This is a genomic window from Undibacterium paludis (assembly GCF_022568815.1).
Classification (GTDB): Bacteria; Pseudomonadota; Gammaproteobacteria; order Burkholderiales; family Burkholderiaceae_D; genus Undibacterium.
This window is the reverse complement of sequence record NZ_JAKZHX010000009.1, coordinates 77,174-95,358: the sequence shown is the minus strand read 5'-3', so window position 1 is coordinate 95,358 and position 18,185 is coordinate 77,174. Positions and strand designations below refer to the sequence as shown.

At 50.4% G+C, this 18,185-nt stretch carries 18 protein-coding genes, 1 tRNA gene and 1 riboswitch; of the genes, 10 read left to right on the top strand and 9 right to left on the bottom strand.

Annotated features, from left to right (window positions below):
- Positions 1 to 57: 57 nt before the first annotated feature.
- On the bottom strand, positions 58 to 831 hold the full coding sequence (locus LZ463_RS16220) for a sulfite exporter TauE/SafE family protein (RefSeq protein ID WP_241456862.1): 774 nt from the start codon (positions 829 to 831) through the stop codon (positions 58 to 60).
- A 455-nt stretch (positions 832 to 1,286) separates the two neighbouring features.
- A riboswitch (FMN riboswitch) is annotated at positions 1,287 to 1,446 on the top strand.
- A 108-nt stretch (positions 1,447 to 1,554) separates the two neighbouring features.
- Between LZ463_RS16220 and ribB the strand changes: the two genes are divergently transcribed.
- The 3 genes from ribB (at position 1,555) to LZ463_RS16205 (ending at position 3,765) form a co-directional block, all read left to right on the top strand.
- Positions 1,555 to 2,241, top strand: coding sequence for a 3,4-dihydroxy-2-butanone-4-phosphate synthase (ribB, locus tag LZ463_RS16215; protein WP_241456861.1), 687 nt, complete (start codon positions 1,555 to 1,557; stop codon positions 2,239 to 2,241).
- 65 nt (positions 2,242 to 2,306) lie between these two features.
- Positions 2,307 to 2,534: a hypothetical protein gene (locus LZ463_RS16210; RefSeq protein ID WP_241456860.1), complete on the top strand. Its 228-nt coding sequence runs from the start codon at positions 2,307 to 2,309 to the stop codon at positions 2,532 to 2,534.
- Positions 2,535 to 2,841: 307 nt separating this feature from the next.
- The gene (locus tag LZ463_RS16205) at positions 2,842 to 3,765 is read left to right on the top strand and encodes a class I SAM-dependent methyltransferase (protein ID WP_241456859.1); all 924 of its coding nucleotides are present in this window, start codon (positions 2,842 to 2,844) and stop codon (positions 3,763 to 3,765) included.
- Positions 3,766 to 3,836: 71 nt separating this feature from the next.
- Here the strand turns inward: LZ463_RS16205 and yiaA are convergent, their stop codons facing one another.
- Entirely contained in the window at positions 3,837 to 4,277 is a 441-nt protein-coding gene (gene yiaA, locus LZ463_RS16200; protein ID WP_241456858.1) for an inner membrane protein YiaA, read from the bottom strand.
- Positions 4,278 to 4,534: 257 nt separating this feature from the next.
- Between yiaA and LZ463_RS16195 the strand changes: the two genes are divergently transcribed.
- Positions 4,535 to 5,506, top strand: a complete 972-nt coding sequence (locus LZ463_RS16195) for a peptidylprolyl isomerase (protein ID WP_241456857.1) — start codon at positions 4,535 to 4,537, stop codon at positions 5,504 to 5,506.
- Between the two features lie 75 nt (positions 5,507 to 5,581).
- Here the strand turns inward: LZ463_RS16195 and LZ463_RS16190 are convergent, their stop codons facing one another.
- The 4 genes from LZ463_RS16190 to aat form a co-directional block, all read right to left on the bottom strand.
- Positions 5,582 to 6,625 (bottom strand): aldo/keto reductase, encoded by a 1,044-nt coding sequence (locus LZ463_RS16190; protein ID WP_241457056.1) that lies wholly within the window; start codon positions 6,623 to 6,625, stop codon positions 5,582 to 5,584.
- Between the two features lie 9 nt (positions 6,626 to 6,634).
- A complete protein-coding gene (locus LZ463_RS16185; protein ID WP_241456856.1) occupies positions 6,635 to 7,684 on the bottom strand; it encodes a quinone-dependent dihydroorotate dehydrogenase in 1,050 nt (349 codons plus the stop codon).
- A 74-nt stretch (positions 7,685 to 7,758) separates the two neighbouring features.
- Positions 7,759 to 8,490: an arginyltransferase gene (locus LZ463_RS16180; protein ID WP_241456855.1), complete on the bottom strand. Its 732-nt coding sequence runs from the start codon at positions 8,488 to 8,490 to the stop codon at positions 7,759 to 7,761.
- A complete protein-coding gene (gene aat, locus LZ463_RS16175; RefSeq protein WP_241456854.1) occupies positions 8,487 to 9,203 on the bottom strand; it encodes a leucyl/phenylalanyl-tRNA--protein transferase in 717 nt (238 codons plus the stop codon). Before aat ends, LZ463_RS16180 begins: the two co-directional genes overlap by 4 nt.
- A 203-nt stretch (positions 9,204 to 9,406) precedes the next feature.
- Here aat and LZ463_RS16170 point away from each other — a divergent pair, with 203 nt between their 5' ends.
- Positions 9,407 to 10,609 carry an ammonium transporter gene (locus LZ463_RS16170; protein WP_241456853.1) on the top strand — a complete coding sequence of 401 codons (1,203 nt, stop codon included), beginning with the start codon at positions 9,407 to 9,409 and terminating at the stop codon, positions 10,607 to 10,609.
- A gap of 63 nt (positions 10,610 to 10,672) precedes the next feature.
- Here the strand turns inward: LZ463_RS16170 and LZ463_RS16165 are convergent, their stop codons facing one another.
- Entirely contained in the window at positions 10,673 to 11,242 is a 570-nt protein-coding gene (locus LZ463_RS16165) for an NUDIX hydrolase (RefSeq protein WP_241456852.1), read from the bottom strand.
- A gap of 128 nt (positions 11,243 to 11,370) precedes the next feature.
- Here LZ463_RS16165 and LZ463_RS16160 point away from each other — a divergent pair.
- Positions 11,371 to 11,447 (top strand) — tRNA-Met (locus LZ463_RS16160).
- 27 nt (positions 11,448 to 11,474) lie between these two features.
- Here the strand turns inward: LZ463_RS16160 and LZ463_RS16155 are convergent.
- On the bottom strand, positions 11,475 to 11,873 hold the full coding sequence (locus tag LZ463_RS16155) for a VOC family protein (RefSeq protein ID WP_241456851.1): 399 nt from the start codon (positions 11,871 to 11,873) through the stop codon (positions 11,475 to 11,477).
- Positions 11,874 to 11,993: 120 nt separating this feature from the next.
- Complete coding sequence (locus tag LZ463_RS16150) at positions 11,994 to 12,479, bottom strand: lysozyme inhibitor LprI family protein (protein WP_241456850.1); 486 nt, start codon at positions 12,477 to 12,479, stop codon at positions 11,994 to 11,996.
- Between the two features lie 447 nt (positions 12,480 to 12,926).
- On the opposite strand from LZ463_RS16150, the gene scpB reads away from it, so the two are divergent.
- From scpB to nusA, 4 genes are all read left to right on the top strand, one after another.
- Positions 12,927 to 14,093 (top strand): SMC-Scp complex subunit ScpB, encoded by a 1,167-nt coding sequence (gene scpB / locus LZ463_RS16145; RefSeq protein WP_241456849.1) that lies wholly within the window; start codon positions 12,927 to 12,929, stop codon positions 14,091 to 14,093.
- A gap of 109 nt (positions 14,094 to 14,202) precedes the next feature.
- Positions 14,203 to 15,831, top strand: a complete 1,629-nt coding sequence (locus LZ463_RS16140) for a pseudouridine synthase (RefSeq protein ID WP_489686127.1) — start codon at positions 14,203 to 14,205, stop codon at positions 15,829 to 15,831.
- Between the two features lie 298 nt (positions 15,832 to 16,129).
- On the top strand, positions 16,130 to 16,615 hold the full coding sequence (rimP, locus tag LZ463_RS16135; protein WP_241456848.1) for a ribosome maturation factor RimP: 486 nt from the start codon (positions 16,130 to 16,132) through the stop codon (positions 16,613 to 16,615).
- Positions 16,612 to 18,171 carry a transcription termination factor NusA gene (gene nusA, locus LZ463_RS16130; protein WP_241456847.1) on the top strand — a complete coding sequence of 520 codons (1,560 nt, stop codon included), beginning with the start codon at positions 16,612 to 16,614 and terminating at the stop codon, positions 18,169 to 18,171. Before rimP ends, nusA begins: the two co-directional genes overlap by 4 nt.
- Positions 18,172 to 18,185: the final 14 nt, after the last annotated feature.

The window sequence follows — 18,185 nt, the reverse complement described above, 5'->3', positions numbered from 1 at the left end:
TTTTATCCATAAAATGCGCGGTTAAGCACGCGATTGCAAATAGTGTTTAAAAGCAGGTTAAAGCACCAGCTTGGCAGCGACCAGTGTCAAGGTAGTCGCCAGCAAGCCACGTAAAAATTTTTCGGGTACGGCGCGGGCAGCCATTGAGCCCAGGGTAATGCCAGGCAAAGAACCTAACAACAGGCTGCCAAGCAATGCCCAGTCTATGGAACCCAACCACCAGTGCCCAAATGCGGCAATGGCAGTCAAAGGCACAGCATAGGCGATATCAGTACCGGCGATATGTGCCGCAGACATGCGTGGGTACAGCATCACCAGCAGTGTGGCGCCAATGGCACCTGCGCCGATGGATGATATGGTAACCAGGGTGCCCAGTACTGCACCCGCGACTATGGTGGCAATGGCGAGGTTTTTGCCGTGCAACTGTTTTTCCGGATGTTTATTCAGCCAGTTCAGCATTCTGCCTTTGAATAGCAGTGCAACAACAGTCAGCAAGACAGATACGGCGATGGAGTAACGTATTAACTGGCCGATTTCTTTATCCAATGCACCAAAATGTTTGAGGAACAAGGTGGCAACTATTGCTGCCGGCAATGCGCCATAGCATAGCAGACGTACTACGGCCCAGTCGACCGTGCCACGCAGGCGATGAGTGAAGGTGCCAGTTGCCTTGGTGATGGAGGCGAAGGCGAGGTCGGTCCCTACAGCGACTGTGGGTGACACACCAAACAGCAGAGTAAGCAGGGGAGTCATGAGCGAGCCGCCACCTACACCGGTTAAACCGACCAGGGTGCCCACTGCAAATCCCGAAAATATATAGGTTAAAGTCATATCGCCTCGCGCAAAGTAGGTGCATCGTAATGAATTCAGGCTATATTCCAAACTACTTAGTATTCATTTGCTTATATACGTATTTGACATATATAAAATCGCTGGCCTGATATTGTTTTAAGTTTAATTCGTAAAATAAAAATAAATTATTTAAACGATAAGTAAAACAAGAAAGTATGTGCTTTTTGATGTGTTTTTTTTGCCTGAATTGAATGAATTCAACAATTGTTGCGCCGACAGGCAAATGCACGGATTGATGGCAGGAAGAGCTGGCAGGAGCCATCACTGTCAGCATATATATTGCCACACGGAAATGCGATTTAAATTAAGCAATGTTTTTAACAATTTTAGATGGATGGCTGTCCTGCTCGTACTTAGCGTCTGGCTTCTATGGTGTCCAGAACAAGATATTTTCTTTTTGAGTATAATCATTGCGCCGAATACTTCGGCAGGTTGTACGTCTTCAGGGCGGGGTGTAATTCCCCACCGGCGGTAAATTGGCAGCTCAGACTGTCGACAAGCCCGCGAGCGCTTGCATGTTTGTGTGTTGCAAGGTCAGCAGATCTGGTGTGATTCCAGGGCCGACGGTCATAGTCCGGATGAGAGAAGATGCGCCTCATGCATAGTTCCTATGGTGTTAACCGTGGGCGCTTGCGTTTGGCTATTCGTTTTTTGCCACCCTGAAACGTCTTTTGCACATTTACTTTTGCGGAGCGTTTCATCATGTTGAATACCTTATTTACCAACAACACTACCACCACGACTTCCGATCAAAGTGGGGCTTTATCCCTGGCACCTTTTGCACAACGATTACCAAGGGCGCTTGAAGACTTGCGTAACGGTCGTCCGGTTCTGCTTATCGACGATCTTGACCGTGAAAACGAGGCTGATCTCATTGTCGCGGCAGAGAAAATCACTGTCGAATCCATGAGCCACTTGATCCGTGATTGCAGCGGTATCGTCTGCCTGTGCCTGACGGACGAGAAATTGCAGCAACTTGACCTGCCCCCCATGGTCAGTCACAACGAAAGTCGCTATGGCACTGCTTTCACCGTGTCAATTGAGGCGAAGCAGGGCGTGACAACGGGTGTTTCTGCTGCTGATCGTGTCACTACCGTCCTGGCTGCCATCGCATCCGATGCCAAACCAGAGCACCTGGCGCGCCCTGGACATGTTTTTCCTTTGCGTGCAGTGCCGGGCGGTGTGCTCAGTCGGCGCGGCCACACAGAAGGTTCGGTTGATCTGGCGCAGATGGCCGGGCTGGCGCCCGCCGCCGTCTTGTGCGAATTGATGAATGACGATGGTAGCATGGCAAAAGGTGAGCAAATTCTTCAATACGCGCTCAGTCATGACCTGGTGATATTGACCATTGATGAGCTTGCCCGCTATCGTGCATCATCTTTATCGTGATGTGGGCCAGGTATAAAATGAAATGATGTATTAATGCATCGAATTTCAAACCAGGGGGTAAGCACATGAATGGATGGAAGCAGGTATTGCCGCTGACACTCTTGCCTGCATTGTTCCTGATATTTGCCCACGTTCAGGCTGAGCCTGCATCCTGGTATAAATGGCGCAGCAAACTCAATGCGCATGTGATCTGTTCCCAGACTTCGCCCGGCGAAGGTTGGGAACAGTTAGTCCAGCCATACAGCGATGCACGCTGTGAGCGTCCCAGGCAAGTCATACCCGCCCTGCGCTGACGCGTTTCTTTCTTGCTATTGTTAAATTCTGTTACCAGATTCTTGCGTTTGGCTATTGCGTACTTCAGTTTCTTTTCATAAAGTTAACGGATAGACATACTGCATGAAAAGTCTTTGTCATAAGCAGGAAATGATGCGGATTCCCCGTTCAACTCCACCATTCGCTTCTTTATAAGCCAAGGATAATCAGCTTCCATGACCGGACGTGTTGCGATAGAAAATGCAGCCGTACCGGAAGAAACCTGACTGTCCAGCACAAACTTCAAATGGCAGCCACATGATGAAACCAGGAACTCAAGGAGCGATTATGTTGAATGAACGCGAGGCAGAAAGCTGCTATCTCGGACAGTTTATCCCGCTGCAATACCATCACAATATGTTGATGGACCTGAATCGTATGGATAATTTCAAGGCAGCCATACGCCGTCAGGTGTTTGAGGGTGCCAAGGTGCTGGAGCTCGGCGGCGGCACCGGTGTTTTGTCCTGGTTTGCTGCTGAAGCTGCATCCAGGGTCTATTGCGTTGAATTCAATCCCGACATGGTTGATGAAGCCCGTCGTCTGCTCGCAATGAATCGCTGTGGTGAAAAAGTCGAGGTCATTCATGCCGATGCCTTTGAATATTTACCACCAGAACCTGTTGATATCGTCATCTGTGAAATGATCCACGTCGCCATGCTGCGCGAAAAGCAGGTTGAAGTCATCGAAAATTTCAAGCGGCGTTATATTGAAAAGTTTGGCGGTCCTTTACCGGTCTTTATCCCTGAAGCAGTTGTCATGGCCGTTCAGCCCTTGCAGCAAACCTATGATTTTTCAGGTTACCAGGCACCGATCATTCAATTCCAGCAGCCTGGTGTGTTTTCAGCTGATACGCTGGAACTGGCTCAGCCTGCTCTGTATAGCATCATTGATTTCAGCCAGAATAATGAAATGCAGATTCGCTGGGAAGGCAGTTTCACTGTGGAGCGTGCCGGTACGGTCAGTGCCTTGCGTTTTGTGACCAAGAATATTTTGGCCGTGCTGATGGAAACATCATCAACGATAGATTGGCTTAATCACTATATGGCTTTGCCGGTTGCCCAGCCAGTTGCGGTGAAAGAGGGTGATGTCTTGCAGGTCAGTTTCCAGTATAGGGCTGGCGGTTCTATCGCGTCCCTGCAAAATTCCATGCGGGTGGAAGTCAAATCGACGGCGGCCATCAGGGCCGGACACCTGTCGCTGGCTTACGGTTGATGTGGATGGGTTAGGGTGAACGGAAATAGCCGCAAAGTCGTGCGGCTATTTTGTTTCTGCCTGAATCAGGCCTATTTTTCCTGACTCTCGAAATGACCAAGTGGATCAGCTTCTTTTTTGAACAAGGCGATGTCGCGTATATTCTTTTGTACAGCGACTGCGGCAAACAGACTCAATAAAAACGCCATGGCAAAGAAACCTTTTTCACTCCAGCCCAGTGTGGCATTCCACAGACCTATCGCCAGCAGCAGGATGGACAGGCCCAGTGACAGCCAGCACAGGCCGAAATAAATACCGGTCACCGGTATGCCTTCAAGCTTGTCACGTACCGACTTTTGCAGGGAGACGGCAGAAAATAAGCCATACATCAAGACAGTAAAATAATAGCCTTGCTCATTCAACTGCATGGTTGAATTCCATATGCCGGCCAGATAGGTCAGGGCGCCGATAAACAAGGCGGCCCAGGAAGCGCCTACAAATGCCCCCGTTGGCGGCTGAAGTTGAGGTTTCAAGCAAAAACTCCTTGATCAGTGAATAGTGATATCGGTAACTCAGGATGTTGACTTTTACCGGGACAAGTCGAACTTTGCAATATGATCAAGGCAAAGTCAAATGAAATGAAGGGCAAAGTCTCGTGTCTTGATGCTCTTAGATATATTTAAGGTATATGGACAAAGTCTGCCCATTCGAGTAAGGTCACTGACTTGCTGTTGCGGCAATTCGCTGTATGAATTGTTTATTTCATTGCATACCTTATTGGAGTTACATAATGCCTCTACGTTTTGCTGCTTTGCCGGCTGTAAGAAGTGTCATTCCTTGTTTGCTGGCAGGCCTGTTTTTGTCGAGTCCTGTTTTTGCCAAACCTGCCAAACCAAAGAATAAGGTGGTTGCACCGCAGGCGCCTCAAACACCGCAGGCTTCAAAATTCAGCTTCAGTGATTTGGTGAAAAACTCCAGTGCAACGGATTGGCGCCCTCTGAACCCTGAAAATACACTCTATCTGGAATTGGAAAAAGGCAGGGTGGTGATTGAGCTTGCTCCCGATTTTGCTCCCAAGAATATTGAAAATATCAAGACCCTGGTGCGTGAAGGCTATTTTGATGGTCTGGCGATTGTTCGTTCACAAGAAAACTATGTTGTGCAATGGGCCGACCCTGATGAAAAGCGTGAAATAAAGAAGGCCAAACAAAAACTGGATGGCGAGTTCACCGTCAAATACGCAGCAAACCTGCCATTCACCCGCTTGCCCGATGCTGATGGTTATGCTCCGCAGGTTGGACATGCCAACGGTTTTGCCGCCGGTCGCGACCCCAGGGCGGGTACAGCCTGGCTGGCACATTGCTATGCCAGTGTTGGTGTTGCGCGAGGCAGTGAGTCGAATAGTGGCAACGGTACGTCTCTTTACGTAGTAACAGGGCATGCGCCACGCCAGTTGGACAGAAACATCACTGTGGTGGGGCGTGTCATGCAGGGCATGGAGTTGTTGACGACCTTGCCGCGTGGGACAGGTGCTCTCGGTTTCTATGAAAAACCGGAAGAACGCACGCCAATCAAGACGATCAAAGTTGCAGCTGATGTGCCAGAAGCAGAGCGTAGCAAGCTGGAGATTATCCGCACTGATACGACGACCTTCAAAAACATTATTGATGCACAGAGAAACCGTGGTGGCGACTGGTATAAAGTACCTGCTGGTTATATTGATTTGTGCAATGTGCCTTTACCGGTCAGGGTGCAAAAGTAGATTGCTGATATCACGTCTGGCAACGCTGGCGCTTCGTGTGGCTGCCAGTGTTGCCGACTTGTTGGCACAACTGGATCATTGACCTGGGTTGCAGGCTTTTTCGTGTATCAGATTGATTTGTTTGATCACTTCCTCATCAAGCTGTACTGACCAGGCATCGATGTTTTCTTTTAACTGATCCAGATTGGTTGCACCTATGATGGTACTGGCGACGAACCAGCGTGAATAGCACCAGGCCAGTGCCATTTGTGCAGGAGTCATGCCGTGGGTGCGCGCCAGTTCTGTGTATTGCTTGCTGGCGGCGAATACGCTGGCACGCATATATCGCGGGCTCCAGGTCGGCGGGAATATAGTCAGACGGCCATGCGCGCTGGCATCATCGATATATTTGCCGCTGAGCTGACCGAAAGCCAATGGGCTATAAGCAAGCAGGCCGACTTTTTCACGAAAGCAGGTTTCATCCAGGCCTTGCTCAAAGGAGCGATTTACCAGGTTGTAGGCATTTTGTATGCTGGCGATACGCTGGCCACCTTGCAGTTCTGCCTGCTTGATGAATTCACTGACACCCCAGGATGTCTCGTTAGACACGCCAAATGTTCGTATCTTGCCCTCTTTGACCAGGGCATTCAGTACGGCGACTGTCTCGGAGACTGCCGTGCAGGTTCTTTCCAGTGACGGGTCAAATTGTTTTTGCCCAAAAATAGGAACATTGCGGCTGGGCCAGTGCAACTGGTACAAGTCTATATAATCCGTTTGCAGGCGTTGCAGACTGGTTTCTACCGCGGACCGTATATTTTTTTCATTGAGATCATTCTCCCCGTTACGTATCCAGTTCATGCCACGCGATGGGCCTGCTACCTTGGTCGCCAGTACCACTTCACTACGCTTGCCGGATTTCTTTAACCAGGAGCCGATATATTGCTCAGTTCTGCCCTGCGTCTCGCCACGCGGCATGACCGGGTACATTTCTGCCGTGTCGATAAAATTAATGCCGCGCTCCAAAGCGTAATCGAGTTGCTCATGCGCTTGCGCTTCAGTATTTTGTTCGCCAAAAGTCATGGTGCCCAGGCAAATGGGCGAGACTTTGAGTTCACTGTTTCCAAGTTGTATGGTTTTCATCATCATTTTTTAAATCTGTTTAAGTTGTCTTAAAGCGTCGGCGCATTCTTTGACCAGGGCTGGGCCCTGATAGATCAGGCCGGAATACAATTGCACCAGGGTTGCGCCTGCCTGCATTTTGCTGGCGGCATCTGAACCGGAAAAAATCCCGCCTACACCAATGATGGGTAATTCGCTGCCCAGTTCAGCTTTCAGTGCGCGAATGACCCGATTCGATAATTCAAATACGGGTTTGCCAGACAGACCCCCGGTTTCTTCTGCATGTGGCAGGCCTTGTACGGCATCACGGGTAATCGTGGTATTGGTGGCGATGACGCCATCTATCCTGTGACGCATCAAGGCTTCTGCAATCGTCTTGATTTGTTCTGCATCGATATCGGGGGCAATTTTCAGTGCCACCGGCACATAGCGTTTATGTTCGTCAGCCAGACGTTGCTGAGCATCTTTCAGTTGTAACAGCAAGGCATCAAGTTCAGTCGCGCCTTGCAGTTGACGCAGGTTCTTGGTGTTGGGCGAGGAAATATTCACTGTGACATAGCTGGCGTAAGGATAGACTTTGGTCAGGCAGTGCAGGTAGTCTTCTGCGGCCTTTTCTATCGGGGTATCAGCATTTTTGCCTATGTTCAGACCCAGTACGCCTTGTTTGTCTTGATAAAAACGTGAAGATTGCACATTTTTGACGAATGCATCAACGCCCCCATTGTTGAAGCCCATGCGATTGATGATCGCTTCTGCCTGTGGCAGGCGAAACATGCGCGGTTTTGGGTTGCCTGCCTGCGCTCTGGGTGTGACGGTCCCGATTTCTATGGAGCCAAAACCCATTGAGGCGAGGCCGTCGATATAAGCGCCGTCCTTGTCCAGGCCTGCTGCCAGACCAACCGGATTGGGGAAGCTTATACCCATGACCGTGCGCGTATCTTCAGCAGGTTTGCCCAGTATGCCGCCGAGCCCGAGTTTGCTGGCGCGTTGCAGGGCTGGCAAGGTAAGGTGATGGGCATTTTCCGGGTCCATTGCAAACAGGGCAGGGCGGACCAGGGAGTAAAGAAGTTTCGCTGGCATGGAATAATAAGGGAGAAGTGTTGAAAATAAGTGATAAGTTGGTCGAAGCCTGAGGAGGCGTGACAGTATATCTGTCAGTCTTCCTGCAAGGTTTGCCAACGTCCCTGCATCAAGGCATCAAGCGGCCTGAAATTGGTTTTGTATGCCATCTTGGGGCTGGCGGCAATCCAGTAACCAAGGTAAACATAAGGCAGATTCAACAAACGTGTCTGCTCTATTTGCCACAGCACGTTGAAGGTGCCATACGATGCAGTTACATCGTCAGGATCATAAAAGGTATAAACTGATGACAAGCCATCGGTCAGCACATCGATGATGCTAACCATGCGCAAGATATCCTGCTCATCACGGAATTCCACCAGCCGCGTATTTACCCGGCTTTGCAGCAGGAATTGTGCATACTGATCACGGCTGTCATGGTCCATTCCGCCACCAGAGTGACGTTGCCCCTGATAACGCTGATACAGTTCATAGTGTTCCTGTACATAGCTAAGGCTGCTCACGCGTGCATGCAGATTACCGTGTTTTTTCCATGCGCGGCGTTGGCTGCGATTGGGCTCAAATGCGTCAACGCGCACGCGTACCGGAGTGCAAGCCTGGCAATTGTCACAATGAGGGCGGTAAATAAAGATGCCGCTACGACGAAAACCGCTTTTCACCAGTTCTGAATAAGCGTCGGCATTGATCAGATGCGCAGGTGTGGCCACTTGTGAACGTGCCTGCAAGCCATCAAGATAGCTGCAAGGGTAGGGCGCTGTTGCATAAAACTGTATGCTGGCAAATGGTAATTCGTTAAGCTGGGTCACGGGCTGATCTTGTCGGTAATGATCCAATGTTCAATGGCAGGCAGGTTGCAGGCATGATTAACCCAGGACAAAAAATCGCTGCGGCTGATCGCTTTTGCTCCAAGTGATGCCAAATGTGCTGTCTCTTGCTGGCAGTCTATCATTTTCACATCATGTGCACGCAAGAAAAATACTAAATGAGCCAGGGCAATTTTAGAAGCATCGGTGACCCTGGCAAACATCGATTCGCCATAGAACATCCTGCCTATGCATACGCCATAGGCGCCGCCCACCAGCTCGCCGTCCAGCCACACTTCTGACGAATGCGCATAACCAAGCTCGTGCAATTCCGTATAGCCGGCTACGATTTCGTCTGAAATCCAGGTGCCGGGACCCGTCTTGCGCGGTGCGGCACAGGCCCGCATGACTTCTTCAAAGGCGGTATCAAAGCGCACTTCCCAGCGTGGGTCTTTGCCGATTTTTCGCAAGCGCTTTTTCAGGCTGTCAGAAAGCTTGAAGTCCTGGACCTGTAACACCATGCGAGGATCGGTAGACCACCAGAGTATGGGCTGACCTTCGGAAAACCAGGGAAAGATGCCATTTTTATAGGCATATAGCAATCTTGCAGCAGAAAGGTCGGCACCTGCGGCCAGCAAGCCGGCAGCACCGTCTTCGTCTTGCAATGCGGTGCTAGGGTGAGGGAATGGGTCATCAGATTCCAGCCAGGGTATCAAATCGACCTCGCACGCATGTGCAGGGCAAAACCATGCACCATAAAAGCGCCATGTTTCGGTGCATTTCGTTGGTAAAGAAAAAAGTCTAAATAAAAAATATTCATTAAATCAATTACTTATCAATTTGCACTAAATTGGAATGTATTTTGCTTTATTGGTGCACTTTTCATAAAAATCTGCACTTAAATTGGGAGATGTTTAGTATGAATGCACAAAATAGTAGCGCCGACGCCTTATTTATCTTACTCGGTGCCATCATGATACTAGCAATGCATGCCGGTTTTGCGTTTTTGGAGCTGGGTACGGTGCGTAAGAAAAATCAGGTCAATGCCCTGGTCAAGATTCTCGTTGATTTTGCCGTGTCCACAATTGCCTATTTTTTTGTTGGCTACAGCGTCGCCTATGGCGTACAGTTTTACTCAGGGGCCGAGGTGCTTGTAGCCAAAAATGGTTTTGAGCTGGTTAAATTCTTTTTCCTGCTGACTTTTGCTGCCGCCATACCGGCGATTATTTCTGGTGGCATAGCAGAGCGGGCCAAATTTCATCCGCAATTGATTGCGACAGCAATTCTGGTTGGTGTTTTGTACCCCTTGTTTGAAGGGATAGCCTGGAATCAGCGTTTTGGCATACAGGCCTGGTTAAAAGGGGTATTTTCGCAAGAATTCCATGATTTTGCCGGCTCTGTCGTGGTTCATGCATTTGGCGGCTGGGTGGCTTTGCCGGCAGTGTTGTTGCTTGGCGCCCGTCGCGGGCGGTATATGAAAAATGGTGCGATTGCGGCTCACCCGCCATCAAGCATTCCCTTTCTGGCTCTGGGAGCCTGGATATTGACGGTAGGCTGGTTCGGTTTCAATGTCATGAGTGCCCAGACCCTGGATAAAATGAATGGATTGGTTGCCATCAACTCGTTGATGGCGTTGGTCGGCGGCACTTTGATTGCCTTCATCATGGGTAAAAATGATCCAGGTTTTGTCTATAACGGCCCTTTGGCGGGTCTGGTGGCAGTGTGTGCTGGTTCTGATCTCATGCATCCATTGGGCGCCTTGGTAACCGGTGGCGTGGCTGGGGCAATTTTTGTCTGGATGTTTACCTGGACGCAGAATAAATGGAAGGTTGATGATGTCCTGGGTGTCTGGCCTTTGCACGGACTGTGTGGTGCATGGGGTGGGGTTGCAGCAGGTATTTTTGGTCTGAAGTCGTTAGGCGGTCTTGGTGGTGTCAGTCTGATGTCGCAAATTATTGGTACCACCATGGGCGTCGCCATTGCATTGATCGGTGGCTTTGTGATTTATGGCAGCCTGAAAAAACTGGTGGGTATACGTCTGGACGCTGAGGGAGAATTTGAAGGGGCCGATTTATCGATACATAAAATTTCATCGACGGCAGAGCGTGAGACCAGTTGGTGATGGCGGCGGAACGGATGAAAAAGGGTGGCTGGCCACCCAATCTGACGTGTTCATGCGCAGATATCATCCGTCTCGCATGGGTTTGAAAATATCGTATTCATGTACCCGGAATTGTCCACCTTCTTTTACCCTGGCAAGATCGTTGAAGAAAAATTTCAGGGTATGGCTTATCGTCGGGAAGGCAATATCGTCCCAGGGAATCTGTTCTTCTGAAAACAAGGCGACTTCAAGACTTTCCACGCCGGCTGCGTAATTCAGGTCCAGCAATGTGGCGCGGTAAAACAAATGCACCTGATGGACATGTGGCACATTCAGGATCGAAAACAGGTCATGCAACTTGATGTTGGCGCCAGCTTCTTCTGCTGTTTCCCGTTGCGCGGCCTGCGAGGTTGTTTCATTGTTTTCCATAAAACCCGCCGGCAATGTCCAGTACCCCAGGCGCGGTTCTATGGCGCGTTTGCATAGCAATATCTTGGTAACGCCGTTTTCCTCCCATGCCGGAATGGAGCCAACAACCATTTTCGGATTTTGATAATGTATGGTACTGCAGGACGGGCACACAAAACGTTCACGCGTATCATCAACTGGTATTTGCAGGACGACCGGGGTCGCGCATTCGGAACAGAATCTCATGAGAAAAAAGAATGAAAATTGGCAGATTTGCAGAGTGTAACACCGGTCTGCCCAACTGCTGCAATAGTCCTGAAACCAGAAAAGAATTGCGCAGAGCAGCAAAATCATGTATAGTTTCATTCTTCAGACGCGGGGTGGAGCAGTCTGGCAGCTCGTCGGGCTCATAACCCGAAGGTCGTAGGTTCAAATCCTGCCCCCGCAACCAAGTATTCAAACCCTTGATTAGAAATAATCAAGGGTTTTTGCTTTCCTGGCGTGCATAGCTTACTGTCAGCATTTCCCACATATGCCCATCAGGCTCATTCCAGTAAATCAGATTTCCGCCATAGTCTGTATTGATCTGCCCATCCATGGGGCCGAATACAGAGCTGCGGAAAGGGATGCCTGCCGTTTTGATGCGCCCCAGAATTTCATCAAACTTTTGCTGGCTGACGCGAAAGCAGAAGTGGAAGATGGGGAATTTTTCTGTCGTTTCAATAAAATCAAAAGTCAGGCCCTCATTGATAAATACGGGTGAAAATGGTCCCTGGGAAGTTGGCGCCCATGGTACGCCAAGAAGGTCGGCCAGCATCTTGGCTGAGGCTTGCTGATTGTGAGAAGGGATGATGGTATGGTCGAGTTCGATATTCATGTAATTCCGCCAATTAGTGTAAGTCAAACTTAAGTGCGGGTTGATGCAGCAAAAGCAGGCGTCACTCATATTCTGCCTACAGGCGGGTAACATTCGCCTTGCACTGGAGGTCAAGGCTTTTTACTCCAGTTGTTCGCGCCGGATAGGGCGTTGCCAGGTGTCTGACGGCCACAATTCTTTTGCTGTATTGAATGCCAGTGCAATTTTGCCATCAAGTTCAGGCGAGGGCAATTCATTGCATATGGCTTTTTCCGTCGATGTTTTTGCTTTGGTGTAATCGAAACTGGCAGCTGTGGCAATCAATGCACCCAATAAGCCTGTCGGCAGGAGTGTGCAGAAAAAAGTATATGACACAATTGCGTGAATGCGGAGCGCCGCTGGCATCTTTCGTGAAGTGTGTCTGAATGAATATATGCACAATACATCAATGAGAATCTGTTTGTAGCCCGTGTGGCGGATAATTTGGAGTGGGGTAGGTTGCATCGTCTGTTCGTGATTTAGGGGGGGGCAGATATTATCTGCTGCAACAATAGCTCGAATAGCTTGTTGTAATAAATGAAATATTAACATGGTGAAGTAAGTGTGTTCTTGAGTAAAATTCGTCAAGCTGTGGTAATCTCATACCTCGCTTTTGCCCGTTTTGGCTTTAAGAATGGACCTGTGTGGTTGAGTTTCATGTGATTGAATCAGTAATGTCGCTTCAAAAGGTCTTGATGAAATAGCGGCCTTTTCGGGTCTTGATGTCCCTTGCTGATGGAATAAAAATGAAAAAGCTGTAGTATGGCGTGGCTTTTTTATTGTTTGTTGACGATATTTTTGATTCTCTGTGAATTTCTGGACTACAATCCAGTGTCTACTAATTTTAGGGATGATGCGCTGCCAAGTTCCTTGAGCGTTCTATATCACCCCTAGCCGCCCGCATTAAGGGCGTTGCTGCCGGATTGGTGGCAACAAATTTAATTAATACAAAACTGATGTGAGCATGGGCAGGCAGTTGCTTGTTTGCCTTGCTGCATAACATCAACTAAATAAACCCGTGTACTTAATATTTGCATGAATACTGCTGAGGCAAAGCGAGTCCTCGAAACAGCCTTGTTATGCGCGCCCGAGCCGCTGACGGTAAATACCATGAAGAAGCTGTTCCAAGAGGCAGATGACCAAGGTGAGGTGGTCGGTGCTGATACTATCAAGCTGATGCTTGAGGGGCTGCGCAATGAATGGTCTGATAAGGGTATAGAGCTGGTTGCATTGTCAACCGGCTGGCGTTTCCAGAGCCGGCCGGAAATGCGCGCCTATATAGACAGGTTAAATCCTGAAAAGCCACCTAAATACTCGCGCGCTACCCTGGAAACGCTGGCGATTATTGCATACAGGCAACCGGTTACGCGTGGCGATATCGAAGAAATTCGTGGTGTGACCGTGGCATCGCAGATGATCAAGACGCTGGAAGACCGTGGCTGGATAGAAACCATAGGTCACAGGGATGTGCCGGGAAGGCCCTCCCTGTTTGCCACAACCAGGCAATTTCTTGATGACCTGGGTTTGTCTTCGCTGGATCAGCTGCCACCTTTACAGCAAGTCACCAAGGATGTGGTTGAAGAGGCGGCGCCAGAACTTGGGGCGCTCAATGGAGGCATGTTTGCCGCCATTGAGGAGGCTCCGGTATCTGTTTCCGTTGCCAGTGATGAGATTGAAGTATTGGTAAGCGAGGCCAGTTCACCGTCTGAAGTGACTGAATCGGGAGTGCCCGGCGCTGTCGGGGAGCCGTGCGTTGATTCGGATGCTGCCTCTTTGATTGATGTTGCTGAAAACGCAAATGATGTGGATGCAGGGAGAGGTCTTCCTACGCCTGGGCAAGATGATTCGGGTGAGAATGATCCAGGTGAGGCAGATCTGGGGAATGATGGTGGGGTGTCGGCTGCTACACCTGGGCAACATGAGGTAGATTTGTCGCTTGCGACTCACGAGCATGCTGCTGAGGAGGTGGGGCAAAGTGAGATTGTGACCCTGGTGGCAGATGAGGCGACGGCACGTCTGGAGTCGGATCTGGAAGTAACAGAAGAAATAGTTGAGGAAGTAAGTGAGGTTGAGGGAGATGCTCAACATGTCACGCAATTGAGTGATCAGGCGGCTGGAATCGCAGTGCCGGATAGTGTACCGGGCGCTGCTGACAGTCAGTTGCCTGCAATAGAAATAAAGAATGAATCCAATGAATCCTGAAGATGTAAATGCTGACCAAGCTGATGGCGGTGCGGGCGCCAATGACAACGATGCCTCTGGTGCGGATGATGCGAAACCGGCAAAGCGTGCTGTGCGCGGCCCGCGTAATATGCGTCGCACCCGGCCCAAGCAAGAGGGGGCGGATCAAGTGGCAGATGCCGGTGCTGAAGTTGCAGTAGCAGAGCCGCCACCTGTGGATGCGCCAGTCAAGAAGCCACGTGCGCCGCGAGCGCCGCGTGCGAATGCTCGCAAGCCAAAGCTGGACGCAGCAGAGCAGGTGGCGACTCCTCTGGAGGCGCCGGTTACCCCTGAGGCTGCGGTCGTTGCGGAACAGGTTCAGGCTCCAAGGACTGAGCGTGCGCCACGAGGTGAGCGTGCTGATCATGGTGATCGCGCAGATAAGTCTGAGCGTGGTGAGCGTCCGGCGCGCGCAGAGCGCAGCGAGCGTGGCCCGCGTCAAAATGCGGCTGGCAAGGGAGGGAAATCCAAGCGTCCCGATCAGGTGCGCGGCGGTCGTTCGGGCTCGCATACTGCTGATGACGTGTTTTCTTTCGTCACTTCAGAAGCCTATGATGCTGCACATTATGACGAAGCTGCCAAGGGTAAGGGGCGTGCTAAGCCTGTGCGCCGTGATTTGACTGCTGATGACGATGCGCCAAAATTGCACAAGGTATTGGCCGAGGCTGGCCTTGGTTCCCGTCGCGACATGGAAGATCTGATTGTTGCTGGTCGCGTATCCGTGAATGGCGAGCCGGCTCATATAGGGCAAAGAATTTTGCCTACTGATCAAGTTCGCATCAATGGCAAGCCCATCATGCGCAAAGTCAGTAAAAAACCACCGCGTGTACTGATTTATCACAAGCCGGCTGGTGAAATTGTCAGCACCAATGACCCGGAGGGGCGGGCATCTGTATTTGAGAGTTTGCCAAGCATGAAGGTTGGCAAGTGGCTGGCAGTCGGGCGCCTCGATTACAACACAGAAGGACTGTTGCTGTTTACGACATCGGGTGACCTGGCGAACCGTCTGATGCACCCACGTTATGGTATTGAGCGTGAGTACGCTGTGCGCACCCTTGGTGAGCTGGAAGAGGGTATGCGTCAGCGTTTGCTGGCAGGTGTTGAGCTCGAAGATGGTATGGCGCAATTCTCAAAGATCACTGATGGTGGTGGTGAGGGTGTCAATAAGTGGTATCGCGTGATTATTGGCGAAGGTCGTAATCGTGAGGTTCGCCGTATGTTCGAAGCGGTTGGTCTGACGGTATCGCGTCTGATACGTACACGTTATGGTGCAATGACTTTGCCTGCTCATCTCAAGCGTGGTCGCTGGGAGGAGCTGGAAGAAGACGCAGTCCGCAGTCTGCTTAAATTAAGTGGCCTGGAAAAAGCCGGTGGTGACAAGCCTGTGCAAGGTAAGGGAGCTGGTAAGTTTGGCAACAAGGCGCCGGGTTTTGGCTCCGGTCCATTTACCCAGAAGCAGGTAGGTTTCCCCATGTCTGGCGGACGTGGTGAGTACGGTGCAGGTCGTAGCGGCAATTCTAATGGCAACAAGGCGGGCGGCAATGCCGGTGGTACTGGTAATAATGCCAATGGCAAAAAGCGCAGTCGTCAGCCTGATCCTTTGCAGACTGCCCTTGGTTTTCCTGATGCCGGACAGCAACGTCGCGGCCCTACCGCGCGTGGCAGTGGGCAGGCAATCGGGCAGGGTATTGCAGCACGCAGGCGTTCACGCGGTGTGTGATGCGTTTTGATGGCCTCAGTCGTTTTGTGGGCAGTGAGCGTGTTGAAATTACCTCGTTTTCCATTGCGACGAGGTAATTTATCGTTTATAATCTTGTAGTTAGAAGATTTTTCCTTTGTTTGATTCAAAACAGGGTGCTACAAAAAAGATGGGCAGTTGCCCATTTTTTTTTGGTTTTGGCGATTGCATATTATTTGGATAGTTGCGGTGCAACGTTCAATGTCTTGTATTGCTCAGGGCCTGCGCAGGTTTTTGCCTGATTTGTAGAATGTAAGGCTGTGTTTTTCGGAGAATAAGTTTGGCTTTGTTGGATTTGATAGAAAAGACCGTCAACGGTACTGGATATGATCTGGTGGACTTTGAGCAGGCCGAGCGTGGCTTGCTCAGGGTTTATATTGATTATTTGCCTGAAGATCTGGAGCGCGGCAATATCATGGTGGAAGACTGCGAAAAAGTCAGTCACCAGTTGTCCCACGTCCTGATGGTTGAAAATGTCAATTACAGCCGCCTTGAAGTGTCTTCGCCCGGTTTGGACCGGCCGCTCAAGAAACTGGCTGACTATGTGCGTTTTGCCGGTGAAAAAGCAAATGTGAAATTGCGCATGCCTATGCCGGGCACCCCCAATCGCAAGACTTTTGAGGGAGTGCTGCACGAACCCGAAGGTGAGAATCTGAAGCTGGAATTTGAAGTAAAAGATGGGTCGGCCATGCTGGAGTTTACGCTCGCCGATGTGGATAAGGCACGCCTTGTGCCGCAAGTGGATTTTAGGAGTCGCAAAGCATGAGTCGTGATTTGTTGTTATTGGTGGATGTGCTGGCGCGTGAAAAAAACGTCGATGAAGAAGTCGTTTTCGGAGCGTTGGAGCATGCTTTGGCGCAAGCGACAAAAAAACGTTTTCCGGGTGAGGTTGATATTCGTGTAGAAATCGACCGTGATACGGGTGAATTCAGGTCTTTCCGCCGCTGGCACGTTGTGCCTGATGAAGCGGGCCTGCAATTGCCGGATCAGGAGATATTGCATTTTGAAGCAGTCGAAGATGACCCGGAAATCCAGGTCGGTGATTACATCGAAGAAGAAATCGAATCGGTCGATTTTGGTCGCCGCTTTGCTCAGGACACAAAACAGGTAGTCTTGCAGCGTATTCGTGATGCGGAACGTGAGCAGATTCTGGCTGACTTCCTTGAGCGTGGCGATTCCCTGGTAACTGGTACCATCAAGCGCATGGAGCGCGGTGAGGCTGTGGTCGAATCGGGTAAGATCGAAGCCCGTCTGCCGCGCGATCAGATGATTCCTAAGGAAAACCTGCGCGTTGGTGATCGTGTTCGTGCTTATATTTTGCGCATAGATCGCAATGCTCGCGGACCGCAAGTGATCTTGTCGCGTACGGCGCCAGAATTCATCATGAAGCTGTTCGAACTGGAAGTGCCGGAGATCGAGCAAGGCTCCCTGGTAATCAAGTCTGCTGCGCGTGATCCTGGCGTGCGCGCAAAAATTGCCGTTCACACCAATGACAAACGTATTGACCCTATCGGCACCTGTGTCGGTATGCGCGGTTCGCGTGTACAGGCGGTAACTGGTGAGCTGGGTGGAGAACGTGTCGACATCGTACTGTGGTCTGAAGATCCGGCGCAGTTTGTCATTGGCGCACTGGCGCCTGCCAATGTTTCTTCTATTATGGTAGATGAAGAAAAGCATGGCATGGACGTCGTTGTCGACGAAGAAAACCTGGCGATAGCCATTGGCCGCAGTGGTCAAAATGTCCGCCTGGCAGCCGAACTGACTGGCTGGCAAATCAATATCATGACCGCCGAAGAGTCTGCGAACAAGGCCGAGCAGGAATCTGCCGGTATCCGCAGCCTGTTCATGGAGAAACTTGATGTGGATCAGGAAGTTGCGGACATCCTGGTTGATGAAGGCTTTTCCAGCCTGGAAGAAATCGCTTACGTACCGATCAGCGAAATGCTGGAAATCGATGCATTTGACGAAGACACTGTCAATGAATTGCGTAACCGCGCTCGTGATGCTTTGTTGACAGAGGCAATTGCTTCTGAAGAAGGTCTCGAAGGTATGGACGATGAATTGGTCAGTCTCGATGGTATGACCCGCGTAACTGCCGGCAAGCTGGGTTTGGCTGGAATCAAGACCCTGACGGCATTCGCCGGATTGGCTTATGACGAATTTGGTGCGATCCTGGCATTGTCTGCCGACCGCGCCCGTCAATTAATTAAAGATGCATTTGAAGATGTGACCGATGATGAGATGAAACTCATCGACGCTAAATATGATGATCAGGCCAAGGCGTTGTTAGCCAAAGCCTGGAAACTCGTAGAAGCTAAGTAATTCACGGGTTTCAA